Here is a 23,037-nt window from a genome sequence, read left to right on the forward strand (position 1 = left end):
TCTGCTGAAGCTGGTGGGTCTCGATACGCCCCTGCGGGGCTACTCGACCAGCGGGGGTGGCGACGGGCGCCGACTTCTCCCCCACCGCTCGAATGAGACGCGAAGCGGCTTCGCTGCTCGATACGCGCCTGCAGGGCTGCGGGCTCGAACAGCGGGCCGGATCCCGCCGTGCGCAGTCAGCTCTCCCGCAGGCCGCGCACGAACTCGCGGATGTCCGCCACCAGCAGCTCCGGCTCCTCGAGCGCCGCGAAGTGGCCGCCGCGGTCGGGCACGTCGGTCCACCGCACGATCGTGTGCGCGTCCTCGACGAACCGGCGGATGCCGATGTCGTGGGCGAAGCAGATCACCGCGGTCGGCACGCCCGAGTCCTCCGGCACGGCGCCCCACTCCGACTCCTGCGCGTAGCCGACGTACGCGGCCGAGCCCCCCGTCGCGGTGAACCAGTACAGCGACGCGTTCGCGAGCAGGAACTCGAGCCCCACCACGTCCTCCGCTGCGGTTTCCAGCGGGTGCGTCCACGCCCGGAACTTGTCGATCATCCACGCGAGCTGCGCGACGGGGGAGTCGCCGAGCAGCTCGCCCACGAGTCCCGGCCGCGTCGACTGGAGCGCGATGTAGCCGAACTCGTCCCGCATGAACTCGCCGATCCGCCGCAGCCGGTCCTGCTCGAGAGGAGTGAGGGAGGCGGCGGTCTCGTCGTCGACCTCGGGCACGAAGCCGAGGGTGCCGTTGACGTGCACGCCGATCACGCGCTCGGGGGCGACCCGCGCGACCTCGGGCGACACTCCGGCGCCGAGGTCGCCGCCCTGCACCGCGAACCGGTCGTAGCCGAGCCGCGTCATCAGGGTCGCCCAGGTCTCGGCGATCCGCCGCGTCGTCCAGCCGCCGGAGGTCAGCGGCGCCGAGAAGCCGAAGCCCGGGAGCGAGGGGATCACCACGTCGAAGCCCGCCTCGGTCAGCGGCTCGATCAGGCCGAGCAGCTCGAGGTACGAGCCGGGCCAGCCGTGCGTGAGCAGCAGCGGGACCGCGCCGGGCGCACGGGACCGCACGTGCACGAAGTGGATCGTCTGCCCGTCGATCTCGGTCGTGAACTGCGGCACCCGGTTCAGCCGCTCCTGGTACTCGGCCCAGTCGAACCCGGCCCACGCCTCGACGAGCCCGCGGAGGTAGCCGGTCGGGACCCCGGTGTCCCAGTCGTCACCGGGCAGGGGCTGGGGGAGGCGCGTGCTCCGGAGTCGAGTGCGGAGGTCGTCGACGGCGCTCGCCGCGATGTCGACGCGGAAGGGATGGATGCTCGCTGCTTCGGTCATGACTCGAGCGTGCCCGCCATCGCGGTCAGAAAACGGCCGCAATGCCACGATGGAGCATGACCCGCACCACCGGACGCACCCTCGACCTTCTCGGGCTGCTGCAGACCCGCCGAGACTGGAGCGGCGCCGAGCTCTGCTCGCGGCTCGGGGTCAGCGCGCGGACCCTCCGCCGCGACATCGAGGATCTCCGCGGCCTCGGCTACGGCATCGACTCGGTGCCCGGTGTCGGCGGCGGGTACCGCCTCGGGATCGGCGCGTCCGTGCCTCCGCTGGTCCTGTCGACCGAGGAGGCGGTCGCGATCGCCGTCGGGCTGCGCGCCGCCGCGAGCACCACGGTCACCGGCATCGAGGATGCGGCGGCGCGCGCCCTGGTCAAGCTCGAGCAGTCGCTCTCGGCCGGGACCCGCGAGCGGATCACTGCGATCGAGCGCGCCGTGCTGACCCTCGGCGGCTCCGTCGACCCGGTCGATCTCGACACGGTGGTGACGATCGCGCGGGCCATCCGCGACTCGCGGAGCCTCCGGATCGACTACACCCGGCACGACGGCGAGCAGGTGCGCCGCACGATCCAGCCCCACCGGATCGTGCACACCGGCGCGCGCTGGTACGTGGTCGCGCGCGACGCCGACCGCGACGCCTGGCGGACGCTGCGCCTCGACCGGCTGGTGCCGCGCCTCCCGCTCGCCGAGCCCTTCACGCCGCAGGAGATCCCCGACGAGGCGGTCCGCGACTTCGCCTCCCGCAGCATCTCGGTCGCGCCCTACCCGCATCGCTACCGGGTGCGGATGCACGCCTCGGCCGCCCGGATCTCGGCGCTCTTCGGGCCGGCGGTGGCGCGGGTGACAGCGCTCGACGACGACTCGTCCGAGCTGGAGGCGGGGGCCGCGTCTCCGGAGCAGTTCGCGCTGTACATCGGCACGATCGGCATCGACTTCGACGTGCTCGACGGCGACGACCTGCGTGCGGCGCTCACGGAGGTCGGCGAGCGCCTGCTGCGTGCGGGCTCCGCCGAGGGAACCGGTTCTGCGCTCGCCGAGCACGAACCGGTTCCCCCGCGTCACTCGTAGCGGAGCGACGTCACCGGATCGGCCTTCGCGGCCCGCGCCGCCGGCAGCGTCCCGGCGAGGAACGCGATCGCCATCACGACGAGGATCACCAGCAGGATCGACCCCGGATCGAACGCGATCAGGTCGAGCCCGGGCAGATCCGCCAGCAGAGAGCCCGAGAGCACCCCGCTGATCGCGGTGCCCGCCACGACGGCGAGCAGGGCGCCGATCGCGCTGCCGAGGAAGCCGATGAACGCGGCCTCGATGCTGAACAGCGAGAACACCCGTCCGCTGCCCATGCCCATCGCCTTCATCAGGCCGATCTCGCGGGTGCGCTCCTGCACGCTCATCAGCAGCGTGTTGACGATGCCGAAGCTCGCCGCGAGCAGCGCGATGATCGCGAAGGCGTTGAGCACCAGCACGATGCCGTCGACCACGGTCTTGACGGTGCCGAGCTGGTCGGCGACCGTCGAGCCGGTGTAGCCGGCGTCGGCGAGCCTGTCCTTGAGCGCCGTGATCTGATCGTCGCTCGCATCGGCAGCGAACCGCACGCTGGCCTGGGCGTAGCGATCGACCTGGTCGGCCGGCACTCCGATGCTCTGCGTCGTGAAGAGCTCGTCGGTGAGGGAGTCGTTCGGGACGATGCTCGCACCGGCGGGCGAGGCGACGCTCTCCTCCGCGACGCCGACGATGGTCGCCTCGACGACGTGCTGCGTCCGCTGGGCGTCGGTGATGCCGATCGAGAGCGTCTGCCCGACGGCGGCCGCGTCGTCCGCGAAGCCGAGCGGCTCGACGAACGAGGTGGGCAGCACGACCTGCAGCGCCGAGGAGGAGTCGTCCGGGTCCTCGCCCGCCGTCAGCTGGATCGTCTGGCCCTCGACGAGGCTCCCGACGCTCGCGACGTACTTCGTGCCGTCTCCCTCGGCGATGTAGTCGGCCGAGATCGACTTCACCGCCTGCACGTCGAGCACGCCGTCGATGCCGGCGAGGGCGTCGAGGTCGTCGGGAGTGAGGGCGACGACCGTCCGGCCGGGCGCGCCGACTCCGCCGCTCGCGATCGTGTCGGGGTCGTACTCGGTGGGGCCGGAGTCGAGCCCGGCCGCCTCGTCCGACGTCTTCGTGACGGTCATCACGTCGGAGGCGCCGACGCCGTTGACCGTGTCGTCGATGTAGGCGTTGATGCCCGTGCCGAGGCCGTTGGTGAGGGTGAGGGTGAAGGCGCCGACGAAGATCGCGAGGATCGTCAGCAGCGTGCGCGTCTTCGAGCGGAACGTGTTCGCGACGGCGGTCCCGATGAGGTCGACGGTCTTCATGCGGCCACCGCCGCCGAGTCCTCGACGAGCACGCCGTCGCGGATGAGGATCCGCCGGTCGCAGCGCGCCGCCAGCTCCTCGTCGTGGGTCACCACGATCAGGGTGATGCCGTTCTCGCGGTTCAGCGCGAACAGGATGTCCTCGACGACGGCTCCGGTCGCCGTGTCGAGGTTGCCGGTGGGCTCGTCCGCGAAGATGATCCGCGGGTTGTTGACGAGGGCCCGCGCGATCACGGTGCGCTGCTTCTGGCCGCCCGAGAGGTCGACCGCCTTGTTCCTCGCCTTGTCGTCGAGCTCGAGCTGGGCGAGGGCGGCGATGCCGCGGCGCTTGCGCTCGGCCCGGCCTACTCCGGCGATCTTCATCGGCAGCACGACGTTGTCGAGCACCGAGGCGTTGGCGGTCAGGAAGAACTGCTGGAACACGAAGCCGAAGGTGCGGTTGCGCGTGGTGTTGAGCCGGCGGCCCTTGAGCGTGCGCGTGTCGACCCCCTCGAGCTCGACGACGCCCGACGTCGGCGCGTCGAGCAGCGCCAGGACGTGCATCAGCGTGGACTTACCCGATCCGCTCTTGCCGACGATCGCGACGCTCTCGCCCTCGCGGATGTCGAAGCTCACGCCCTTGAGTGCCTCGAAGCGGTTCTGGCCCTTCCCGTAGGACCGGTGGACATCTCTCACCGAGATGATGGGCGTGCTCATGGGGTTCTCCCTCGCGGTGCGGCCCGGAGGGTCCGGGGCGCTCCGTCCAGACTCGGCGAGCGGGCCGCCGGCCGCGTCCCCCGCCCGCGCCATCCGCGTACCGCAGCCGCGGTAGTCGCCGCACCGCGCCCGGGGGACTCGCCCCCGGGACCGGGCCCGGGAGAATGAGGGCATGGAGACGGTCGGACCCTGGCACCTCCCCGGGCGCCGCAGGCCCCCGGGGTGGGTCGGTGACGTGATCGCGGCCGTCGTCATCGCGGCGCTCGCCCTGGCCCCGTTCCCGGGGCGCGAGTACCGCGCGACGAGCGCTCTGGCGCTCGGCCTGACGCTCACCCCGATCCTGCTGCTCCCGCTGCGGAGGCGCCGGCCGATCGCCGTGCTCGTCGCCGTCGTCGCGCTCTACGGGGCGGCGGCCCTCACCGGCACCCTGTCGCCGGGCGTCGCCGTCGCAGCTGCCGTCGCGATGTTCGCCGTGTCGAACCGCCATCCCCGGCGGGTGAGCCTGATCGTGATGCTCGCGACGGCCGCCTCGATCCTGCTCCTCAGCCTCCTGGCGGCGACGGTCGGCGCCCTCGACGCGCGGGTCGTCCAGTTCGCCGTCGTCATCGCGTTCGCCGCGGCCGCGGGCGATGCGACCCGCTCGCGCCGCGAGTACATCGAGGCCGTCACCGAGCGGGCCGAGCGCGCCGAGCAGACCCGCGAGTCCGAGGCCCGGCGACGGGTCACGGAGGAGCGGCTGCGCATCGCCCGCGACCTGCACGACGCCGTCGCCCACCAGATCTCGGTGATCAGCCTCAACGCCGGAGTGGCCTCCTCCGCGCTCGAGACGAGACCCGAGAAGGCGCGGGAGGCCCTCGGTACCATCCGGACGGCCGCGCGCTCGGTGCTCGGCGAGATCGGCGACCTCCTCGAGGTGCTGCGCAGCGACGAGCGGATCGCCGAGTCCGCGGGCCCGCAGCCGGGGCTCGACCGCCTCGACGAGCTGGTCCGCCGCTTCGAGGCCGACGGCCTGCAGGTCACCCTGCGCACCGAGGGCGAGCCGGACGCCGTCACGGGAGCGGTCGATCTCGTCGCGTACCGTGTGGTCCAGGAGGCGCTCACCAACGCCCACAAGCACGGCGCCGAGCACCGCGCCCACGTCCTCGTCGATGTCGGCGACGACCGCGTCGAGATCGTCGTCACGAACCCCGTGCCGGCCGAGTCCGCGCCCGCGCCCCGGGGAGCCGGCCACGGCCTGCTCGGCCTCCGCGAGCGCGTCGCCTCCGTGCGCGGCTCCGTCACCACCGGCCCGGCGCCCGGCGGCTACCGCCTCGCGGCGGCGCTGCCCCTGCCGCTGACTCACGCGCATCCCGCTGCTCCTCCCTCCCTCGCACCGGACGACCACGGAACGGACGGCCCCTCATGACCACCGTGCTCGTCGTCGACGACCAGGCGCTCATCCGCCAGGCCGTGTCGGACATCCTCGGAGGCACCTCCGACATCGAGGTGGTCGGCGAGGCCCGCACCGGGCGCGAGGCCGTCGATCTGGCGCGAAGCCTCCGCCCCGACGTCGTGCTGATGGACATCCGCATGCCCGAGCTCGACGGCATCGGCGCCACCGCCGAGATCTGCGCCGACCCCGGTCTCGCCGGCACGCGCGTCCTCATCCTCACCACGTTCGAGGAGGACGAGTACCTCGTCTCGGCCCTGCGCTCCGGGGCCAGCGGCTTCATCGGCAAGGGCGCCGAGCCCGAGGAGATCGCCGCGGCCGTCCGCTCCGTCCACGCGGGCGACAGCCTGCTCTCGCCCGCCGCGACCCGCAGCCTGATCACCCGCTACGTCCTCGCGCCGTCGTCGACGCTGATCGTGCCGCCCGAGTTCGAGCACCTGACCGAGCGCGAGCGCGAGGTGCTGCTGCTCGTGGCGCGCGGGCGCTCCAACCAGGAGATCGCGCAGGAGCTGTTCATCTCGCCGCACACCGCCAAGACGCACGTGAACCGCACGATGACCAAGCTCGGAGCGCACGATCGCGCGCAGCTGGTGATCCTGGCCTACGAGAGCGGCCTGCTGGCGCCCGGCGCCTCCTGACCGCGTGCAGAACCGAGGTTCAGAAGGGGTGACGACCGCCTGACGCGGCGACAGCTCGTCCCACCCTCGGTTCCGAACGCCGAACGGCGCTACAGCCCGATGTCGACCGGCGTGCCCTCGCCCATCTCGCCGGCGGAGTCGTTCATCGTCGCGTAGACGCCCGTCGGCACGTTCGGCAGCAGCGCGACGCTGCGCGCGACCGCCGAGAGCTCCGACTCCGTGCCGCCCGTGACGAAGAAGAGGTACTCGGGCTCGCCCGCGGCGTTCGCCCACTCCTCACCGCTGTCGTACTCCTCGACCGGCCCCTCGAGATCCGAGAGCAGCGTCTCGATCTCGTCGATCCAGGGGAACAGGTACTCGTCGTCGTCGGCCTGCTCCGGCGCTCCGGGCTCGCGGGTCAGGGGCACGTGGATCTCGAGGAACGTCTCGCTCATCCTGCGACCGTATCGTCGAGCGGGCCGGTTCGCGCCTCAGACACCTCGCGCCGGCTTCCGACCGCTCCCGCCGCCCGGGTGCGCGTCCGCAGGCGGTACAGGCTCGTCGTCGCCGTGAGGAACAGATCGCTCCCGTCCGAGCCGCCGAAGCAGACGTTCGACACGACCTCGGGCACGGGCACGAACAGCACCTCGGCTCCGTCGGGGGTGAAGACGTGCACGCCGTCGCCGGCCGACGACCAGACCCGCCCGGCCTCGTCGACGGTGATGCCGTCGGGGACGCCGCGGTCGAGGTCGGTGAAGAGCCGGCCCTCCCGGGCGCCGGCCCCGCGATCCACGACGTCGTAGGCGCGGATCCCGTGGCCGGGGCCGTCGTCGTTCGCGCGTGCGGTGTCGGTCACGTAGACCGTCCCTCCGTCGGGAGAGAAGGCGATGCCGTTCGGCTGGACGATGTCGGTGATGACGGGAGAGAGGCCGTCCGCGGCCGACCATCGGAACACCCAGCGGGCCCCGTATTCGAGCTCGCCCGGGTGTCCCTCGCGCGGCTGACTGATGCCGTAGTCCGGATCGGTGAACCAGTAGGAGCCGTCGGGCGCCTGCGCGACGTCGTTGGGGGAGTTGAGTCGCCCGCCGTCCCAGCTCGCCACGAGCTCCTCGAGTGTGCCGTCCGGCCGCTCGCGCTCCAGGCGGCGGCGCCCGTGCGAGCACTGCACGACACTCCCGTCGGCGTCCAGGAGGCGGCCGTTGGTGAACTCGACGCCCTCGCGGTGCACCGAGGTCTCGCCGGTGGCGCTGTCCCACTGCAGGATCCGGTCGTTCGGGATGTCGCTCCAGCGCAGACGTCTCTCGGCGGGCATCCAGAGCGGACCCTCGCTCCAGACGGCACCCGTGGCCAGTCGCTCCAGCGTCCCGTCACCGTGCAGCAGTGTCTCCTCGGTCATCGGGTCCTCGCTCTCGTCCTCGAGTCGGCGGAGCGCTGCCCGCACCGTGCCCTCCAGTCTGCCGTCGGCAGCGGGATCCTCGGCGGCGCAACCCCGGGCGCCCTCCGTCGTGCCGACCCGCCGCGACGTGGTTCCCTCAGGAGGGACAGTCCCGCCCGATCCCCAGGAGGCCCCGTGACCGACGCCGACGCCCTCGCCGAACTCGAGCAGCAGGAGCGCGAGCTCGTGCTCGACGCCTTCGACCACGACACCGCGTGGGAGCTGGGCTCCCGCATCACCGAGCTCGCCCGCGCCGCCGGAGCCGCGGTGGCGGTCGACATCCGCCGCCCCGGGCTGATCCTCTTCCGCGCCGCGCTCCGCGGCAGCGTCCCCGACCAGGAGTCGTGGATCGCCCGCAAGTCGGCCGTCGTGCTGCGCCTGGAGTCGAGCAGCGCCCTCGCCGCCGCCCGCTTCACCGCGGGCGGGGGAGACCCCTCGACCGGCGGCTGGCTCGGCCCCGACTACGCCCTCACCGGCGGCTCGTTCCCTCTCAGGGTGCGCGGCGTCGGAGTCGTCGCCGCGGCCACCGTCTCGGGCCTCGCGTCGATGGACGACCACGACCTCGTCGTGGAGGGGCTGCGCGGGCTGCTCGGGCGCTGAGCCGCGTCGGTCTCAGCCGGCGCACTCCTGCGACTGCTCCGTGAGGATCCAGGTCGTCGCCGGGCGCTCCAGCACCACGGTGCCGCAGTCGCCGGAGGAGAGGTAGGTCACGAAGAGAGTGGCGGCGGTCGCTGTCTCCTGCTCGACCTCGATGTCGACCTCGGCGCTCTGACCGGTCGCGCGGTAGAGCTCCGCGGTGGCGGTGATCATCTCGTCGCAGCTCGCGACCTGGAGCGGGCCGGTGGCGTTGAGCTCATCCACCATCCGCGCCGCGAGCTCCGGGGAGAGCCGGGCGCAGGCCGTGGCCGCGTCCGGAGCGCGGGAGGCCGTCAGCCACTCGCGGAAGCCGTCGGACGCACTCCGGGTCGGCACCGGCTCCACTTCGGGAGGCGTCGAGAGCGCCGGGCTCGTCGAGGCGGGCTCTGCAGCGGCAGTGCTCGGCGGAGGATCGACGGGAGACGCCGTGCAGGCGCTCACCGTCAGAACCACGGCGACAGCCGCCCCCAGCATCGCCGATACCCGCCCGCGCACCCCGTTCACGCGAACTTCCTACCAGATCGGGTGAAGACTCCTCAACATGTCAGGGCGAACGGCGATCGACAGCTCCTTCGGCGGCTCGGACCGGTCGCAGCGCGCGCAGGAGCGGCAGGCAGAGCAGCAGCGCCACCGCCGGCAGCAGGAACGCCGGACCGAGCGACGGCCCGGCCGCGATCAGCCCGAGCACGACCGCGCCCGCCACGGCGCCTCCGTAGTTGAACAGGTTCACCCGCGCGATCACCTCGTCGCTCCGCGCGGGCACGATCGTGCCCGCCGCGCTGAAGGCGAGCGGCACGAGCGCTCCCGTGGCGAGCCCGGCCACGGCGAACCCGACGATCGCGCCGACGGCCGACGGGACGGCGGCGACCACGACCAGCCCGAGCACTCCCGCGGCGAGGGCGAGGGCCGCGAGGCGCTCGCGTCCGAGCCGCGACTCGAGCGGATCGGTCGCCAGCCGGGTGAGCAGGATCGCGCCCTGGTAGGCGGCGTAGCCGAGGGGCGCGATCGCCGCCGCGACTCCGAGCCCCGTCTGCAGATAGGCCGTGCTCCAGGTCGAGACGGCGGAGTCGAGCAGGAACGCCACCAGGACGATCATCCCGACCGCGACGAGTCGGCGGCGCGGGAGCGGGGCCCGATCGACGGCGCCCGCGGGCCGGGCCGCCCGCGTCGGATCGAGCCACAGCATCCCGATCACGAGGACGGCCGCATCGACCGCCGCCGCGACCACGAGGGCCCCGGTGATCGCCCCGCTGGAGGCGAGGAACGCCGACATGCACAGCGCGCCGACGATGGCCGCGGCCGTGTACGCCGCGTAGAAGCGGCCCATCAGCGCCCGGCCGCCGGAGCGCTCGTGCAGCACGCCCTGCATGTTCTGCGCGGCGTCGAGCATGCCGAGCCCGACTCCGTAGACCACGATCGCCGCGAGGAACACCGGGAAGACCGGGGCGACGGCGATGCCGAGGATCGTGACGGCCTGCACGAGCAGGGCGAGGCACATCGCCGCCCGGCTGCCGCGGCGCACGGCGACGAGATCCGCGAGCAGCGATCCGACGGCGGCCGCGACGCAGGTGCCCAGCACGATGAGAGCGACGGCCGCGGCATCGAGCTGCCAGCGCGCGGAGGAGGAGGGCAGCGAGGTCATGATCGCCGCGTAGCCGAGCCCCTGCGCGGCGAAACCGGCGCCGATGGCGAGGCCGCGAGGATCGGTGCCGCTGCGGGTGCGCGGAGGCGTGAGGACGGACACGGGCGGCTCCTGGGCTGCGGTCGTGCGGCAGAGTTGGACCGTTGTCCAACTCTGGTCAAGAGAAGCCCAGGCGGCGGGTGCGGGCAAGCGCGACGAGAAGTCTTCACGCATCCGAAACGCGGCCGAAACGAGGGGCGGAGGGGTGGACCCCGTCCTTGACGCCCGCCGCTCAGCAGGCTTTACTCGACGGAGTTGGACAGACGTCCAACTCCACGGAGGTATCCATGCCGCACCACCGCCCCCTCGCCGTCGTCACCGGAGCCAGCTCCGGACTCGGCCGCGAGTTCGCCCTCCGCTACGCCGAGCGCGGGCACGACATCGTCGTCGTCGCGCGCCGCCGCGACCGCCTCGAGGCCCTCGCCGCCGACGTCCGCGAGCGCTTCGGAGCGGCGGTCTCCGTCGTGACCGCCGACCTCGCCGACCCCGCCGCCCCGTCCGCGATCGTCGAGACGCTGCGCGCGCAGGGGCTCCGCGCCGACGTCCTGGTGAACTGCGCCGGGTTCGGCACGGCCGGGCCGTTCGCCGAGGAGGATCCCGCGCGGCTCGCGGACGAGATCGTCGTCGACGTGCTCGCCCCGGCGCTCCTCGCGCGCCTCCTCCTGCCCGATCTGCTCGCCTCACCCCGCGGGACCCTGCTGATGGTCTCGAGCACCGCCTCGTTCCAGCCGCTGCCCGGTGCCGCCGCGTACGCCGCCTGCAAGGCCTTCGTCACCTCCCTGACGGCGGCGATCTGGCAGGAGACGCGGGGGAGCGGGCTGCGCGTGCTGGCGCTGTGCCCGGGCCCGACCGAGACCGAGTTCTTCGAGGCCGCTGGCTCCGACAGCTTCAAGGTCGGCTCGGTGGACACCGTCGACGAGGTGGTCGACGCGGCGTTCCGGCACCTCGACCGCGGCACGGGGCCGGTGCTGACTGTCGGACTCGGCAACCGGATCCGCGCGCTCGGCGCCACGCTCGCCCCCCGGTGGCTGACGCTCGCCGTCGGCGCCCGGCTCACGGGGTCGCGCTGATGCGCCGCATCCCCGTCACCCAGCGCCGCGCCGAGCTCGTCGACGCCGCGATCCGCGTCATCGCCCGCGACGGGCTGGCCGCCGCGACCACGCGGGCCATCGTCGCCGAGGCCGGCATGCCCCTCGGTGCGTTCCACTACTCCTTCGACTCGCGCGACGAGCTCGTCTCGGCGGTGATCGAGCAGGTGACCGACAGCGAGCGCCTCGCCGCGATCCTGCACGCCGACCACGCCGACGCGGAGCACCCGGCCGACATCGCCGCGGTGCTCACCGACGGCCTCGAGGGCTACCTCGCGCTCCTCGAGAGCTCGCCCAGCGGTGAGCTCGCGCTCCTCGAGGTCGCCCTCTACACCGTCCGGCACGACCCCGACGCCGTGCGCGCGCAGTGGGCGGTCTACCGGGCCGCGTCCGAGGAGGCGCTCGCCTACGCCGCCGAGATCGCCGACGTCCGCTGGACGCGTCCCGTCGACGAGCTCGCCCACTCCCTCACCCGCTCGCTCGACGGCCTCACCCTCACCTGGCTCGCCGACCGCGACGGCGACGCCGCCCGCGCCTACATCGCGTTCGTCGCCGGCGCCTTCGCGGCGCTCACCGTTCCCGCCGACCCCACTCCCGAAGGACACGATGCTCACCGAGATCGATGACCGCGTCCTCGCCGCGATCAACCTGCACGCCGTCCTCGGCGCCCTGCCGCGCCTCGTCGAGCTGTCGCCCGAGGCCGCTCGCGCTCTCGCTCCGGTGGCGAGGCCCACGACGCTGACCCTGATCGCCCCCGGCGGCCTCCGCGCGAGCTACACCTTCACCAGCACCGCGATCCGGCGCGGTGGGGGAGCGTCCGGACCGACGCTGCTGTTCACCTCGGCGAAGCACCTCAACGCCGTCATCGCGGGCGCCGCGCAGCCGGTTCCGGTCGCCGGGCCTCGGGGGATCGCCTTCCTCGCCAACGTGTTCACGCCGATCAGCGCGCTGCTCGGCGAGGCACTGAAGTCCGAGGACCCGGCGGTCACCGAGCGCACGACCCTGCTCACGCTCGAGGTCGTCGCCTCCGCCCTGACCGTCGTCGCGAACGGCGACCGCTCGGGCCGCGTGTCGGCGGCGCACATGGCCGACGGCGACCTCGACATCGAGGTGGGCGACGACCTCCGCTACCGCATCCGGGTCCGCGACCACCGTCTCTCCCGCCTGAGCGATCCCGTCGGCTGCCCGCGCGCCGCCCTGCGCTTCGACGACCTCCGCGTCGCCGGCGACGTGCTCTCGGGCCGCGAGACGGCGCTCGCCTGCGTCGGCGACGGCCGGGTCACGATGCGCGGCTACATCCCCCTCATCGACAACACCAATCGACTCCTCGACCGCGTCGGGGCCTACCTCGGAGCATCATGAGTACGGTCCCCTTCACGTATCCGCGCAGCCAGGAGGCGTTCGCCCGCGCCTCGCGGGTCATCCCCGGCGGCGTCCCCGGTCACCTCGGCCCGGCCGGCGGCGGCATGATCCCGCGCTCGGCCTACCCGCTGTTCTCCGAGCGCGCCGAGGGCACGCGGTTCTGGGACCTCGACGGCAACGAGTACCTCGACTACATGTGCGGCTACGGGCCCAACGTGCTCGGCTACGTCGACCCCGGCGTGACCGCCGCGGCGGCCGCGCAGACCGCGCACGAGGACGTGGTGTCGCTCCCCTCGACCGTGATGATCGACTTCGCCGAGCTGCTCGTCGACCAGGTGGCGAGCGCTGACTGGGCCTTCTTCGCCAAGAACGGCGGAGACGTCACCACGCTCGCGATCATGACCGCGCGGGCGGCGACGGGCCGGCAGCGCATCGTCATGATCTCGGGCTACTACCACGGGGTCGACCCGTGGTCGCAGAAGCTCGACTACCCGGGCGTCCTCCCGCAGGACGTCGAGGGCAACCTCGAGATCCCGTGGAACGACCTCGCCGCGGTGCGCGCCGTCTTCACCGAGCACCGGGGCGAGATCGCCGCCCTGATCGGGCAGCCCTACATGCACGGCAACTTCGCCGACAACGAGCTGCCCGCCGAGGGCTACTGGCCCGCGGTGCGCGCGCTGTGCGACGAGTTCGGCGTCGTCCTGATCATCGACGACGTCCGCGCCGGCTTCCGCCTCGACCTGGCCGGCAGCGACCACTACTACGGCTTCGAGGCCGACCTGATCTGCTTCTGCAAGGCGATCGCGAACGGCTACAACGTCTCGGCGCTCTGCGGGAAGGAGAGCCTGCGGGCCACGGTCGGCGGCATCACCTACACCGGCAGCTACTGGATGAGCGCCGTGCCGTTCGCCGCGGGCATCGCGACGCAGCGCCGGCTCGTCGAGCTCGACGCCCCCCGGCTCTTCCGCGAGCTCGGCACCGAGCTCACGACCGGACTCATCGACGTCGCGTCCTCGCACGGCCGCACCCTGGTCACCTCCGGCGAGCCCGCCCTGTTCTACCTGCGCCTCGTCGACGACGGCTCGCTGATGCTGCACCAGCAGTGGATCGCCGAGTGCGTGCGCCGCGGCGTCTTCTTCAGCTCGCACCACAACCACTTCGTCAACGCCGCGCTCACCTCGGCCGACATCGCGCGGACGCTCGACGTCGCCGACGAGGCGTTCCGCGCGCTGGGGTGAGGGCTAGCGCGCGGAACGACCTCAGGCCTTCTGCGAGTCAGAACTGCAGCAGGTTGTCGCGCAGCGTGCCGCCGGTGTACTCCTCGCGGATCAGACCGCGGCGCCGCAGAGCGGGTGCGAGACCGTCCGCCACCATCGCCATGTTGACGCGCGTGGTGGGCATGTACACCAGGAACCCGTCACCGCCGATCTCGTCCATCAGCTCGCCCATCTTCGCCGCGACCGTGTCGGGGGATCCGATCAGCCCCATGTCCGAGACCTGGTGCGACTCCGAGACCGCCTCGCGCAGAGTCCGGTCCTCGTAACCGCGGAACAGCTCGAGGATCGACGTGTGCTCGCCGTTCTGCTTCGAAAGGTCGATGTCCCTGACCAGGGTGTCCGGGTCGATGCCTCCGAAGTCGATGCGACCGCCCGAGGTGTACGACATGTTCCAGAGGTTGTACTCGATGCCCTTGTCGCTGCGCCGGTAGGCGGCGTAGGCGTCTGCAGCGGCCTGCGCCTCGGCATCGGTGGCACCCAGGATCGGGTTGATCAGGAACATGAACTTGACGGCGTCGGGGTCGCGACCGAGCTCGGCGACCCGCCGCCGCATGTCCTCCCGGTAGGCCCGACCGAGCGCTCCGGTCTTGACCATCGAGATCATGGTGTCGTCGTACTTCGCCGCGAGCTCTCGCCCCGCCGGCGAGCTGCCCGCCGAGCAGATGGGCACGAGTCCTTGCGGCCCGGGGATGGTGTTGAGCGGCCCGCGCGACCGGAAGTAGGTCCCCTCGAAGTCGATCGGCTCCACCTTGGTGTGGTCGGCGTAGATCCCGGCCTCGCCGTCGGCGATCACGGCTCCGGGCTTCCACGAGGTCTGTAGCTGCTGCACGACCTCGGTCCACTCCATCGCCATCGTGTAGCGCTCATCGTGCTCGAGGTGACGCTCGTAGCCGAAGTTCTGCGCGACCCGGTCGGTGACGCTCGTGACGACGTTCATCCCCACCCGCCCCTCGGTCAAGTGGTCCAGCGTCGTGAACAGGCGCGCCGCGAGGTACGGCGGGTACTGGATGGTCGACACGGTCGGCACGATGCCGATGTGCTTGGTGGCCTGCGTCATCAGAGGAACGAGCGGCATCGGGTCGTTCTTGGGAGCCATGAAGCCGCGTCGGAGGCTGGTGTCCGCGCTGCCGTTGTAGCTGTCCTCGACCATGGCGGTGTCCTCGATGAGGATGTAGTCGAAGCCGGCCCGCTCGAGGCTCGTGGCCAGGTCGATGTGGATGCCCGGCTTCATCCATTCGGAGGCGCCGTTCCCGGCCCAGGGGCCGTCGCCGTTCGTCGAGCTCCACGCGTGGATGCCGAAGCCGTCGCCGAGGAACCAAGCGAGATGAAACATGTGAACTCCAGAGATGTGTGGGTGGATCGGGGATGCGGATGCCGCGACGAGCGGCTCAGGCCCGGGTCTCGAGGGCCGTGTAGGCGCCGACGAGCTGGGACGTGTAGGGGTGGGCGGGGTTCGTGATCACCTCGTGGGTGCGGCCGGCCTCGACGACAGTGCCCGAGTGCATGACGACGAGCTCCGAGGTGAGGAACGCGGTCGCGGGGAGTCCGTGCGAGACGAAGAGCAGCCCCGCACCGTGGTCCTCCGAGTAGCGCTTGAGGAGGTTCAGGACGACGCCCTGCACCGAGACGTCGAGTGCACTGACCGCCTCGTCGCACACGAGGAGCCCGGGACGCACGACGAGCGCCCGTGCGATCGCCATCCGCTGCCGCTGACCCCCCGACAGCGCCGAGGGGTAGCGGTCGACGAGGGACGGGTCGATCTCGAGCTCGGCCGTGATCGCGTCGATCGCGCTGTCGGCGCCGGCGCGGTCGAGGCCGCTGAGGATCTGCGCGGGGACGCGCAGCGACTCTCGGATGCGCGACTTCGGATCGAAGGTCGAGGTGGTGTCCTGAGCGATCAGCTGCACGCGCCGTCGGTACTCGAGACGTCCTGCGCGGGTCGAGAGGAGCGAGGCGAGATCCGTCCCGTCGACCGTCACGGTGCCGCTCGTCGCACGCTCGAGGCCGGTGATGATCTTCGCCATCGTCGACTTGCCCGAGCCCGATTCGCCGACGATGCCGACGCGTGCTCCCGCGTCGACGGCGAAGCTCACGTCGTCGACGGCGGTCGTGCTCCGGTACTCCTTGCGGACGTGCGAGCACTCGATCCGCACACCGGAGGGGCTCGGCGCGGAGACGGCGCTCACGCCGCCGCTCCAGCTACCGACTCGAGCGTGGGGAGGCGATCGAGCCCCGCAGAGGCGAGCGTGGGCACGCACTGCACGAGTCCGCGCGTGTAGGGGTGCTGCGCCCGGTCGAGGTCGGCCGAGGCGAGAGTCTCGACGATCCTGCCGCGATGCATCACCACGACCACATCGGTGAACCTGCGGCACAGCGCGATGTCGTGGGTGACCATCAGCACAGCTGTCCCCTCGCGCTGCGCGAGATCCACCATGAGCTCCATCGCCACCACCGCGAGCGAAGCGTCGAGTGCGCTGGTCGGCTCGTCGGCGATCAGGAGGCTCGGCTTCGAGGACAGCGCGATCGCCATCATGACGCGCTGCCGCATCCCTCCCGAGAGCTGGTGCGGACGGTCGTGCATCACCCGCTCCGGCTCGGTGATCCCGACCTCGCGGAGCCAGGCGACGGCCTCGAGCCTGGCCTGCTTCATCGACATCGCGCGCACACCTCGGAGCACCGCGGTGAGCTGACTGCCGATCGTCCAGACCGGGTCGAGGGAGGACATGGCGTCCTGGAACACCATCGAGAGCCCGGGAGTGCGGCGCGGGATCCGCTCCGGCGTCCCGATCTCGAAGGTCCGCTCGAGCGGGCGCCCGTCGAGCAGGAGGGTCTCGGCGGTCACCTGTCCCGCCAGCGGATCGATGAACCCGCCTATCGCGTTCCCGAGGCTGGTCTTGCCGGATCCCGACTCACCGACGATCGCCACCCGCTGGCCGCGGTGGACCACGAGGTCGGCGTCCTCGACGGCGGTCACGGAGCCGTAGGAGACCCGCAGTCCGCGTACGTCGAGCAGAGGGCCGTCGTGCTCGGGCGCGTTCATCCGGCGACCGCCAGCTCGGAGTAGTCGATCACGTTGTCGCTGCGGAACGCATAGCCGTCGACGTCGCTCGCGAAGGCGTTCAGGGGCTGGACGTAGCCGATGTAGATCGTCGGCATCTCGGACTGCAGGACTCGCTGGGCCGAGTTCCACTCCGCGCCCGCCTCCGAACCCAGTGGGTCGCCGGCTGCGTTCCCCGCGGCGATCGCGTCGTTGAGCGCGGCGTCGTCGAAGTCGGGCCAGTTGATGGGCGAGCCGGGCGTGTAGAAGAGCGACAGCACGTAGGGCGGCGACTGCACGACTGCGTAGTCGCGGCCCATCGAGGCCTGGAAGGACTTGGCAGCGAGCCCCTCCTGGAACGCAGCCGAGTTGACCGGGTCGATGGTGATCTCGAAGCCGGCGGCGCGAGCGGCCGTCTGGATCTGCACGGCGGTCTCCTGCAGGTCGGGCACTGCGTTGTTCACCGTGAGGGTGAACTCCACCGGGTTGTCCGGCGAGTAGCCCGCCTCCGCGAGCAGTGCCGTGGCCGTCGCGACATCGGTCGTGTTCGCCTCCAGGCCGTCGCCGCTGAACCCGGGAGCGGAGGCGTCGAGGATGGTCGAGATCGGGCTGAGCCGGTCCTGGTAGACGTCGCTCATGATCTGCTCGTAGGGGATCGCCGCCGCGAGCGCTCGGCGCACCCGCACGTCGTCGAAGGGCGCGGCCGTGGTCAGCAGCGGCATGTATACGAAGGCGTTCGTCGGGACCGTGAAGACCTGGGCCGACCCGTCGCTCGCGAGCGCGGCCTGATCGGCGGGGCGCAGCTGGGTGGCGATCTGAGCGTCTCCGCTCGAGACGAGGTTGCTGCGCTGGCCGGCATCGGCCACGACCCGCTGCACGATGCGCTTCACCGCCGGCTCCCCGAGCGCGAATCCGGGGTTCGCCTCGTAGACCATCTGCTCGCCGGGCGTGTAGTCGCTCAGCGAGTAGGCGCCGAAGCCGTAGTTCGCATTGGTCTGCGACCAGGTGACGGCGTACGGGTCGTCGTCGGTCGCGTGCTCCTTCAGCGCGGTCGAGTCGTAGATGTTGTAGGGAGTGTTCGCCAGAAGGGACAGCAGAGTGAAGCCGTAGCCGGGCTCGGCCACGGTGAACTGCACGGTGTCGTCATCGACCTTCGTCACCTGATCGGGACTGGTCAGCGAGGGGGCGCTGATGAACGCGACGATGCTCGTCTCGACTTCGAACTTGCGCTCGATGGAGAAGACGACGTCATCAGCGGTGAGGGTGTTGCCCGCGGTGCTGACCGCGTCGGTGTTGAGATCGAAGGTGTACGTCAGCTGGTCGTCGCTCACCTCGTAGCTCTCCGCGAGCACGGGCTCGAAGTCGTACAGGTCCTGGTGGACCGACTCGCCCTCGGAGCCGTCGATGTAGGGGTTCTTGATGAGGGTCGCACCGGTGTTCATGAAGAACTCGGCCGCCTCGTATCCCGTGGCGCTGGTCTCGTAGCTGAAGCTCGAGGGCTGTGCGGCGGTGACGATGACGAAGGTGTCCGCGGCGGTGGATCCTCCTGAGCAGCCGCTCAGGACGAGGGCCGCTGCCGCAACGACTGCGACGGAGGCGAGAGGGCGGGAAGGACGGTGCATGAGGACTCCAGTTCGTGCGGCGCGAGCGGGGCGGGATTCGGGAGGGGCGGTTCAGCGTCGGGGGCGGCCCGGTGGATCCGTCAGGGCCGCCACGAAGAGGGATGCGGCCCAGACGCTGAACGCCAGTGCGACCGCAGGGAACAGGACGGGCCACCAGCGGCCGACAGCGGCATCGGGAGCGCCGAGGGCGAGCATGGAGCCCCACTCCGCGGTCGGCACGGGGATGCCGACGCCGAGGAATCCGAGTGCCGCGCTGAAGATGATCGCCATCCCGAAGACCGAGGACGAGTTCTCGATCGCGGGTCCGGCGGAGTTGCGCAGAATGTGCCGGATCAGGATCCGACGCTCAGACTCGCCGGACATCCGAGCGGCGTCCACGTAGCCGTCCGATCGTGTCCGCAGCACCTCGGTCCGGGTCAGTCGCGCCTGGAACGGGAGCAGCACCACCGCGAGGGAGAGGGTGATCACCATGGCGTTGCGGCCGAAGAAGGAGACGACGACCAGCCCCGCGATCATCACCGGGATCGCCTGCACCAGGTCTACCGCGCGGCCGAGGAGGCGGGCCGCGAAGCCGAGCAGGCCCCGCCCCGCGTCGTACATGCCCGACACCAGGCCGATCGCGATGCCGCCCAGCGTCGCGACCGCCGTCACGACGAGCGCGATGGCGACGTCGAGCTGGAAGGCCGTGAGCGTGCGACTCAGGACGTCCAGGCCGTTCGAGTCGGTACCGGCGAGGTGCTCGGCCGAGGGCGCCTGCGAGTTGGGCCCGACGACCTCCGTCGCGCTCAGCGGGGCGAGCGACGGGCCCGCGACAGCGAGGATCAGCACGAGTGCGAAAGGTGCGAGGCGCAGGGCGACCGAGACCTTGTGCGGTAGGACACGGCGACGCTCGCTCCGAGGGACGCGAGGCAGCACCGGATCGGTGACGACGGGGGTGTGCAGCGACATCAGCGCGCACCCCCGATCGCGACGGAGCGCCGACGGGGATCGAGCAGCCCGACGGCAACGTCGCTCAGCAGGTAGATCGCGAGACACATCGCGGCTGTGACCACGAGGAAGGAGCGCAGCGCGAAGACGTCGGAGGAGTTGACGGCGTCGACGGCGTACTGCCCGAGTCCGCCGAGACCGAACAGCGCCTCGAGCACCACCGCGCCGCCGAGCAGGAGCCCGAAGAGCATGCCGAGCATCGGGACGGCGGTCGGCAGCGCCCGCCGGTAGATGCTCGCGAGGACTGTGCGGCGCCTCGCGCCCGAGGCGATCCTGAACCGCGTCGCCGGATCGTCGATCGCGGTGTCGAGCCCCACGATGAGGGTCTTCATCAGGATCGGCGTGTGGGCGACCACCATCACGATGACCGGCAGGACCAGGTGCTCGGCACCCGACTGCGCCGCCGGCAGATCTCCGACCAGTAGTGCATCGAGGATCGGGAACCCTGTGGTCCGCGGCGGCGAGATCAGCGCCGGGTCCAGTCGGCCGCTCGGCGCGGGTGCCCAGTGCAGCACGGCGTAGAAGACGAAGAGGAAGGCGATCCCGATGACGTACTCGGGCAGCGCACCCGCTGACCGCGCGTACGAGGTGAGCACCCGGGCAGCGCGCGTCGCTCGATGAGTCACCGCGTAATGGGAGAGCAGCATCGCGACGACACAGGCCAGCACCAGCCCGCTGAGCACCAGCTCGAGGGTCGCCGGAATCCGTGTCGCGAAATCGTCGGCGACGGGTCGGCCGGTCGCGATCGACGTGCCCAGGTCGAGCGAGAGGAGCTGTCCGAGGTAGGCGATGAACTGCTCCGGCCAGGGGCGGTCGAGACCGTAGGCGGCGCGCGCCGCCTCGAGCTCGGCGCCTGTCAGCCTGCCGCCCGTCGCCGTCACCACAGGGTCTCCCGGGATGAGCTGAACGAGGAAGAAGGCGAGCACGACGAAGGCCGCGAGGTTCGCGATCGTCAGGCCGAGAGGTCGGAGGATCCAGGCGCCGGGACGAGAACGGCCCGTCCGGCTGCCTCTCTGCTTCGCCGCTGCCGGTGTCGGCTCGGGGGTCGCGGGTGCAGTGGTCAGGGGCACCGCACGTGGTGGGGCGACGCTCATCGTCTCCTCCTGTTCTCCTCCGCCGCCGCGCGATCGGGCATCAGGATTCGGTGAGCATCCGGATGCTCGGCGACGAGTCGTGCTCTCATGGTGGCGGCCGGATGTTTCGCAGCCCGCACCGGTCCGTTAACGCCCATTGCGCGAGCTGGAGGTGCTCTCACTCGTTCGGAAAACCCTGTTCAAGGCGCCTTTCGGCCGGGTGTTACGCCGATCAGTCGTTCCGCGGATCTGCGACGGGCGGCACGCGGATCACACGTTCGTGGGGAGGACTACGCTGTCCCCACCCCAGTCGCTTCCCCTGCCCTCCGAGGAGAGTCCATGAGCGGAACGCCCCGCGAGCACCCCAGGGCCAAGGGCGGCTCCGCGCGCGGTCGGCAGATGAGCGCGAGCAGGGTGCGCGACCTCATCAGCGCCTCCATCAGGGACGGCCACCTCGATCCCGACGAGCCCCTCGCCGAAGAGCATCTGATGACGCTCTTCGCCGCGAGCAGGGGCTCGGTACGGGCGGCGCTCTCGCAGTTGCGCGACACCGGGTTCGTCCAGCGCAGACCCCGGATCGGAACGCGGGCGACCGGGATCGGCTTCGTCCTCCCGCTCGCCGACATCGACTCCGCCACGCAGTACCCCGACGGGGTCGTGGACCGCAGTGGCGCCCACGTGACGATCGCGATCACCGAGGAGCGCGAGGTGCCGGTCTTCCCCCTTGTGGAGCAGCGGCTCGGTCTCGTCGATCCGACCGTGCGCATGGTCGAGAACACGTTCGCCGCCGAAGGAGAGGTGGTGGGCGTGCGCACGGCGTACTACTCGACCTCGTACCGGTTCGATCCGAGGGAGATCCGTGGCCCCCTCAGCATGCGGGAGATCATCGAGCAGTACTTCCGGGAGGAGACCGGTGCGGTTCACGTCCAGATCGGAGCGGACCAGGCCGATGCTCACACGGCGAGGCTGCTGGGAGTCTCGGAGGGGACCCCGCTGATCCTCCGTGAGATGACGTACGTCACTCCGACCGGTTCGGCTATCCAGATCGTGTTCGATCGCTATCGGGGCGACCGGGTCCGTCTCGATGCGACCGCTGTCGTCGACTGAGCCGGTCCGCGAGGCGGCTCACCGCACGCCGGGAGGCTCCACCGCCAGCACGCGGTCGTCCTCCGCGCCCGGCGCACCCCGGCCGTCGGTGTTGCTCGTGACGATCCAGAGCGTCCCGTCCGGCGCGGCGACCGCGTCGCGCAGGCGTCCGTACTCCCCGATCGCGTAGTCGCTCTGCGACGACGGGTCGGCGGCCGGCACCGCCCGCAGCACCTGGCCGCGGAGGTTCGCGAGGTACAGCACGTCGTCGATCGCGACCATGCCGCTCGGGCTCGCCGCGTCCGGGTTCCACTGCTGCACCGGGTCGACGAAGCCGTCGCGCGAGGCGATGCCCTCGACCGTCGGCCAGCCGTAGTTCGCGCCCGGAGTGATGATGTTCAGCTCGTCCCAGGTGCCCTGCCCGAACTCGCTCGCGAAGAGGGTGCCGTCGGAGGTCCAGGCGAGGCCCTGCGGGTTGCGGTGCCCCGAGCTGTAGACGAGCGAACCGGGGGAGGGATTGTCGTCGGGCGCCTCGCCGTCGAGGGTCATCCGCAGGATCTTGCCCGAGAGGGAGTCGGGGTCCTGCGCCGCGTCGCGCTGCCCGGCGTCGCCGACGGTGGCGTAGAGCATCCCGTCGGGCCCGACCGCGAGCCGGCCGCCGTCGTGGGTGCGGGCGGCGGGGACGCCGTCGAGGATCGTGTCCGGCGCGCCGAGCTCGAAGGAGCCGGGCTCACCGGAGACCTCGAAGCGCTGGATGCGATTGCCGTCCGACCCCGTCGAGTACGCGAAGAGGGTGCGCCCCTCGACGGCGAGGCCGAGCAGCCCGCTCTCGCCCTCGGCGACCACTCCCTCGACGGTGCCCACCTCGCGGGTCGCGCCGTCGTCGGCGACCTCGAGGACGCGCCCGCTGTCGCGCTCGCTGATGAGCGGCGTCCCGTCGACGAAGGCGATCGACCACGGCGCCTCGAGGTCCTGGGCGACGGTGCGGACCTCGCCGTCCCCCTCCGCGAGCAGGCTGCTGGGCGGCGGCGGCGCGGCCGTGCAGGAGGCGAGCAGGCCGCCGAGCGCGAGAGTCGCGGCCGCGAGGCCGACGCGGGACGAGGTGCTGGTCATCGGGTGTCCCTCCGATCGGGGATGGCCTCCGAGCCTCGCAGCCGATCCTTCGAGCCCTCTCAGCAAGCCGTGGCCCCGGCTCCCGCGATACCGCCCTCTCCGCCCGCCGCCATCCATCCTGGTCGAGCCCGCAGCCCCTCAGGGGCGTACCGAGCGGCGAAGCCGCTTCGCGTCTCGTTCGAGCGGTGGGGGGAAAAGTCGGCGCCCGTCGCCACCCATGCTGGTCGAGT

At 71.7% G+C, this 23,037-nt stretch carries 23 protein-coding genes; 9 read left to right on the top strand and 14 right to left on the bottom strand.

Annotated elements, in window-relative coordinates; genetic code table 11:
* Positions 1-176 precede the first annotated feature (176 nt).
* Positions 177-1,310 (bottom strand): epoxide hydrolase family protein, encoded by a 1,134-nt coding sequence (locus GRS96_RS05530; RefSeq protein WP_159987948.1) that lies wholly within the window; start codon positions 1,308-1,310, stop codon positions 177-179.
* 56 nt (positions 1,311-1,366) lie between these two features.
* Here GRS96_RS05530 and GRS96_RS05535 point away from each other — a divergent pair, with 56 nt between their 5' ends.
* Complete coding sequence (locus tag GRS96_RS05535; RefSeq protein ID WP_159987949.1) at positions 1,367-2,377, top strand: helix-turn-helix transcriptional regulator; 1,011 nt, start codon at positions 1,367-1,369, stop codon at positions 2,375-2,377.
* Here the strand turns inward: GRS96_RS05535 and GRS96_RS05540 are convergent.
* Together GRS96_RS05540 and GRS96_RS05545 are read right to left on the bottom strand one after the other, a co-directional pair.
* Positions 2,368-3,669, bottom strand: a complete 1,302-nt coding sequence (locus GRS96_RS05540) for an ABC transporter permease (protein ID WP_159987950.1) — start codon at positions 3,667-3,669, stop codon at positions 2,368-2,370. The two genes, GRS96_RS05535 and GRS96_RS05540, sit on opposite strands and share 10 nt — an antisense overlap.
* Positions 3,666-4,364, bottom strand: a complete 699-nt coding sequence (locus tag GRS96_RS05545; protein WP_159987951.1) for an ABC transporter ATP-binding protein — start codon at positions 4,362-4,364, stop codon at positions 3,666-3,668. The genes GRS96_RS05540 and GRS96_RS05545 overlap by 4 nt, the downstream gene beginning before the upstream one ends.
* A 172-nt stretch (positions 4,365-4,536) precedes the next feature.
* Here GRS96_RS05545 and GRS96_RS05550 point away from each other — a divergent pair, with 172 nt between their 5' ends.
* Both GRS96_RS05550 and GRS96_RS05555 read left to right on the top strand, forming a co-directional pair.
* Positions 4,537-5,769: a sensor histidine kinase gene (locus tag GRS96_RS05550; protein ID WP_159987952.1), complete on the top strand. Its 1,233-nt coding sequence runs from the start codon at positions 4,537-4,539 to the stop codon at positions 5,767-5,769.
* Positions 5,766-6,431, top strand: a complete 666-nt coding sequence (locus GRS96_RS05555; RefSeq protein ID WP_159858278.1) for a response regulator transcription factor — start codon at positions 5,766-5,768, stop codon at positions 6,429-6,431. The genes GRS96_RS05550 and GRS96_RS05555 overlap by 4 nt, the downstream gene beginning before the upstream one ends.
* An 89-nt stretch (positions 6,432-6,520) precedes the next feature.
* Here GRS96_RS05555 and GRS96_RS05560 read toward each other — a convergent pair whose 3' ends face one another.
* Together GRS96_RS05560 and GRS96_RS05565 are read right to left on the bottom strand one after the other, a co-directional pair.
* Entirely contained in the window at positions 6,521-6,865 is a 345-nt protein-coding gene (locus GRS96_RS05560) for a hypothetical protein (protein ID WP_159858280.1), read from the bottom strand.
* Positions 6,862-7,806 carry an SMP-30/gluconolactonase/LRE family protein gene (locus GRS96_RS05565; RefSeq protein ID WP_159987953.1) on the bottom strand — a complete coding sequence of 315 codons (945 nt, stop codon included), beginning with the start codon at positions 7,804-7,806 and terminating at the stop codon, positions 6,862-6,864. The genes GRS96_RS05560 and GRS96_RS05565 overlap by 4 nt, the downstream gene beginning before the upstream one ends.
* Positions 7,807-7,980: 174 nt before the next feature.
* Between GRS96_RS05565 and GRS96_RS05570 the strand changes: the two genes are divergently transcribed.
* Positions 7,981-8,445, top strand: coding sequence for a heme-degrading domain-containing protein (locus tag GRS96_RS05570; RefSeq protein WP_159987954.1), 465 nt, complete (start codon positions 7,981-7,983; stop codon positions 8,443-8,445).
* Between the two features lie 12 nt (positions 8,446-8,457).
* Here the strand turns inward: GRS96_RS05570 and GRS96_RS05575 are convergent, their stop codons facing one another.
* Both GRS96_RS05575 and GRS96_RS05580 read right to left on the bottom strand, forming a co-directional pair.
* The gene (locus GRS96_RS05575) at positions 8,458-8,985 is read right to left on the bottom strand and encodes a hypothetical protein (RefSeq protein WP_159858286.1); all 528 of its coding nucleotides are present in this window, start codon (positions 8,983-8,985) and stop codon (positions 8,458-8,460) included.
* A 40-nt stretch (positions 8,986-9,025) separates the two neighbouring features.
* On the bottom strand, positions 9,026-10,225 hold the full coding sequence (locus tag GRS96_RS05580; protein WP_159987955.1) for an MFS transporter: 1,200 nt from the start codon (positions 10,223-10,225) through the stop codon (positions 9,026-9,028).
* Between the two features lie 224 nt (positions 10,226-10,449).
* On the opposite strand from GRS96_RS05580, the gene GRS96_RS05585 reads away from it, so the two are divergent.
* Genes GRS96_RS05585 through GRS96_RS05600 form a run of 4 tightly spaced genes read left to right on the top strand, consistent with a single transcriptional unit; the run spans position 10,450 to position 13,850 of the window.
* Positions 10,450-11,232, top strand: coding sequence for an SDR family NAD(P)-dependent oxidoreductase (locus GRS96_RS05585; protein WP_159987956.1), 783 nt, complete (start codon positions 10,450-10,452; stop codon positions 11,230-11,232).
* Positions 11,232-11,876, top strand: coding sequence for a TetR/AcrR family transcriptional regulator (locus GRS96_RS05590; protein ID WP_159987957.1), 645 nt, complete (start codon positions 11,232-11,234; stop codon positions 11,874-11,876). Before GRS96_RS05585 ends, GRS96_RS05590 begins: the two co-directional genes overlap by 1 nt.
* Positions 11,857-12,612, top strand: a complete 756-nt coding sequence (locus GRS96_RS05595; protein WP_159858295.1) for a hypothetical protein — start codon at positions 11,857-11,859, stop codon at positions 12,610-12,612. The genes GRS96_RS05590 and GRS96_RS05595 overlap by 20 nt, the downstream gene beginning before the upstream one ends.
* Positions 12,609-13,850: an aminotransferase class III-fold pyridoxal phosphate-dependent enzyme gene (locus tag GRS96_RS05600; protein ID WP_159987958.1), complete on the top strand. Its 1,242-nt coding sequence runs from the start codon at positions 12,609-12,611 to the stop codon at positions 13,848-13,850. The genes GRS96_RS05595 and GRS96_RS05600 overlap by 4 nt, the downstream gene beginning before the upstream one ends.
* A gap of 37 nt (positions 13,851-13,887) precedes the next feature.
* On the opposite strand, the gene GRS96_RS05605 is transcribed toward GRS96_RS05600, so the two are convergent.
* Genes GRS96_RS05605 through GRS96_RS05630 form a run of 6 tightly spaced genes read right to left on the bottom strand, consistent with a single transcriptional unit; the run spans position 13,888 to position 20,629 of the window.
* Positions 13,888-15,222 carry an NtaA/DmoA family FMN-dependent monooxygenase gene (locus tag GRS96_RS05605; RefSeq protein WP_159858299.1) on the bottom strand — a complete coding sequence of 445 codons (1,335 nt, stop codon included), beginning with the start codon at positions 15,220-15,222 and terminating at the stop codon, positions 13,888-13,890.
* 55 nt (positions 15,223-15,277) lie between these two features.
* Complete coding sequence (locus GRS96_RS05610; RefSeq protein ID WP_204162038.1) at positions 15,278-16,075, bottom strand: ABC transporter ATP-binding protein; 798 nt, start codon at positions 16,073-16,075, stop codon at positions 15,278-15,280.
* On the bottom strand, positions 16,072-16,929 hold the full coding sequence (locus tag GRS96_RS05615; RefSeq protein WP_159987959.1) for an ABC transporter ATP-binding protein: 858 nt from the start codon (positions 16,927-16,929) through the stop codon (positions 16,072-16,074). Before GRS96_RS05615 ends, GRS96_RS05610 begins: the two co-directional genes overlap by 4 nt.
* Positions 16,926-18,548, bottom strand: coding sequence for an ABC transporter substrate-binding protein (locus tag GRS96_RS05620; RefSeq protein ID WP_159987960.1), 1,623 nt, complete (start codon positions 18,546-18,548; stop codon positions 16,926-16,928). The genes GRS96_RS05615 and GRS96_RS05620 overlap by 4 nt, the downstream gene beginning before the upstream one ends.
* Positions 18,549-18,599: 51 nt before the next feature.
* The gene (locus GRS96_RS05625; protein WP_159858305.1) at positions 18,600-19,496 is read right to left on the bottom strand and encodes an ABC transporter permease; all 897 of its coding nucleotides are present in this window, start codon (positions 19,494-19,496) and stop codon (positions 18,600-18,602) included.
* Positions 19,496-20,629 carry an ABC transporter permease gene (locus GRS96_RS05630; protein WP_159858307.1) on the bottom strand — a complete coding sequence of 378 codons (1,134 nt, stop codon included), beginning with the start codon at positions 20,627-20,629 and terminating at the stop codon, positions 19,496-19,498. Before GRS96_RS05630 ends, GRS96_RS05625 begins: the two co-directional genes overlap by 1 nt.
* Positions 20,630-20,947: 318 nt before the next feature.
* Between GRS96_RS05630 and GRS96_RS05635 the strand changes: the two genes are divergently transcribed.
* Positions 20,948-21,715 (top strand): GntR family transcriptional regulator, encoded by a 768-nt coding sequence (locus GRS96_RS05635; protein WP_204162039.1) that lies wholly within the window; start codon positions 20,948-20,950, stop codon positions 21,713-21,715.
* An 18-nt stretch (positions 21,716-21,733) separates the two neighbouring features.
* Here GRS96_RS05635 and GRS96_RS05640 read toward each other — a convergent pair whose 3' ends face one another.
* Entirely contained in the window at positions 21,734-22,807 is a 1,074-nt protein-coding gene (locus tag GRS96_RS05640) for a PQQ-dependent sugar dehydrogenase (RefSeq protein WP_159987961.1), read from the bottom strand.
* Between the last annotated feature and the right edge of the window lie 230 nt (positions 22,808-23,037).

Source organism: Rathayibacter sp. VKM Ac-2803, assembly GCF_009807175.1.
In the GTDB taxonomy this organism is placed as follows: Bacteria; Actinomycetota; Actinomycetes; order Actinomycetales; family Microbacteriaceae; genus Rathayibacter.

Bases quoted from the DNA above. Each gene is read 5' to 3' on its own strand.
- GRS96_RS05545 (WP_159987951.1), bottom strand. From the start codon at position 4,364: ATGAGCACGCCCATCATCTCGGTGAGAGATGTCCACCGGTCCTACGGG.
- GRS96_RS05530 (WP_159987948.1), bottom strand. From the start codon at position 1,310: ATGACCGAAGCAGCGAGCATCCATCCCTTCCGCGTCGACATCGCGGCG.
- GRS96_RS05540 (WP_159987950.1), bottom strand. From the start codon at position 3,669: ATGAAGACCGTCGACCTCATCGGGACCGCCGTCGCGAACACGTTCCGC.
- GRS96_RS05625 (WP_159858305.1), bottom strand. From the start codon at position 19,496: ATGTCGCTGCACACCCCCGTCGTCACCGATCCGGTGCTGCCTCGCGTC.
- GRS96_RS05585 (WP_159987956.1), top strand. From the start codon at position 10,450: ATGCCGCACCACCGCCCCCTCGCCGTCGTCACCGGAGCCAGCTCCGGA.
- GRS96_RS05565 (WP_159987953.1), bottom strand. From the start codon at position 7,806: ATGACCGAGGAGACACTGCTGCACGGTGACGGGACGCTGGAGCGACTG.
- GRS96_RS05630 (WP_159858307.1), bottom strand. From the start codon at position 20,629: ATGAGCGTCGCCCCACCACGTGCGGTGCCCCTGACCACTGCACCCGCG.
- GRS96_RS05535 (WP_159987949.1), top strand. From the start codon at position 1,367: ATGACCCGCACCACCGGACGCACCCTCGACCTTCTCGGGCTGCTGCAG.
- GRS96_RS05615 (WP_159987959.1), bottom strand. From the start codon at position 16,929: ATGAACGCGCCCGAGCACGACGGCCCTCTGCTCGACGTACGCGGACTG.
- GRS96_RS05640 (WP_159987961.1), bottom strand. From the start codon at position 22,807: ATGACCAGCACCTCGTCCCGCGTCGGCCTCGCGGCCGCGACTCTCGCG.
- GRS96_RS05555 (WP_159858278.1), top strand. From the start codon at position 5,766: ATGACCACCGTGCTCGTCGTCGACGACCAGGCGCTCATCCGCCAGGCC.
- GRS96_RS05620 (WP_159987960.1), bottom strand. From the start codon at position 18,548: ATGCACCGTCCTTCCCGCCCTCTCGCCTCCGTCGCAGTCGTTGCGGCA.
- GRS96_RS05560 (WP_159858280.1), bottom strand. From the start codon at position 6,865: ATGAGCGAGACGTTCCTCGAGATCCACGTGCCCCTGACCCGCGAGCCC.
- GRS96_RS05590 (WP_159987957.1), top strand. From the start codon at position 11,232: ATGCGCCGCATCCCCGTCACCCAGCGCCGCGCCGAGCTCGTCGACGCC.
- GRS96_RS05550 (WP_159987952.1), top strand. From the start codon at position 4,537: ATGGAGACGGTCGGACCCTGGCACCTCCCCGGGCGCCGCAGGCCCCCG.
- GRS96_RS05635 (WP_204162039.1), top strand. From the start codon at position 20,948: ATGAGCGGAACGCCCCGCGAGCACCCCAGGGCCAAGGGCGGCTCCGCG.
- GRS96_RS05605 (WP_159858299.1), bottom strand. From the start codon at position 15,222: ATGTTTCATCTCGCTTGGTTCCTCGGCGACGGCTTCGGCATCCACGCG.
- GRS96_RS05595 (WP_159858295.1), top strand. From the start codon at position 11,857: ATGCTCACCGAGATCGATGACCGCGTCCTCGCCGCGATCAACCTGCAC.
- GRS96_RS05600 (WP_159987958.1), top strand. From the start codon at position 12,609: ATGAGTACGGTCCCCTTCACGTATCCGCGCAGCCAGGAGGCGTTCGCC.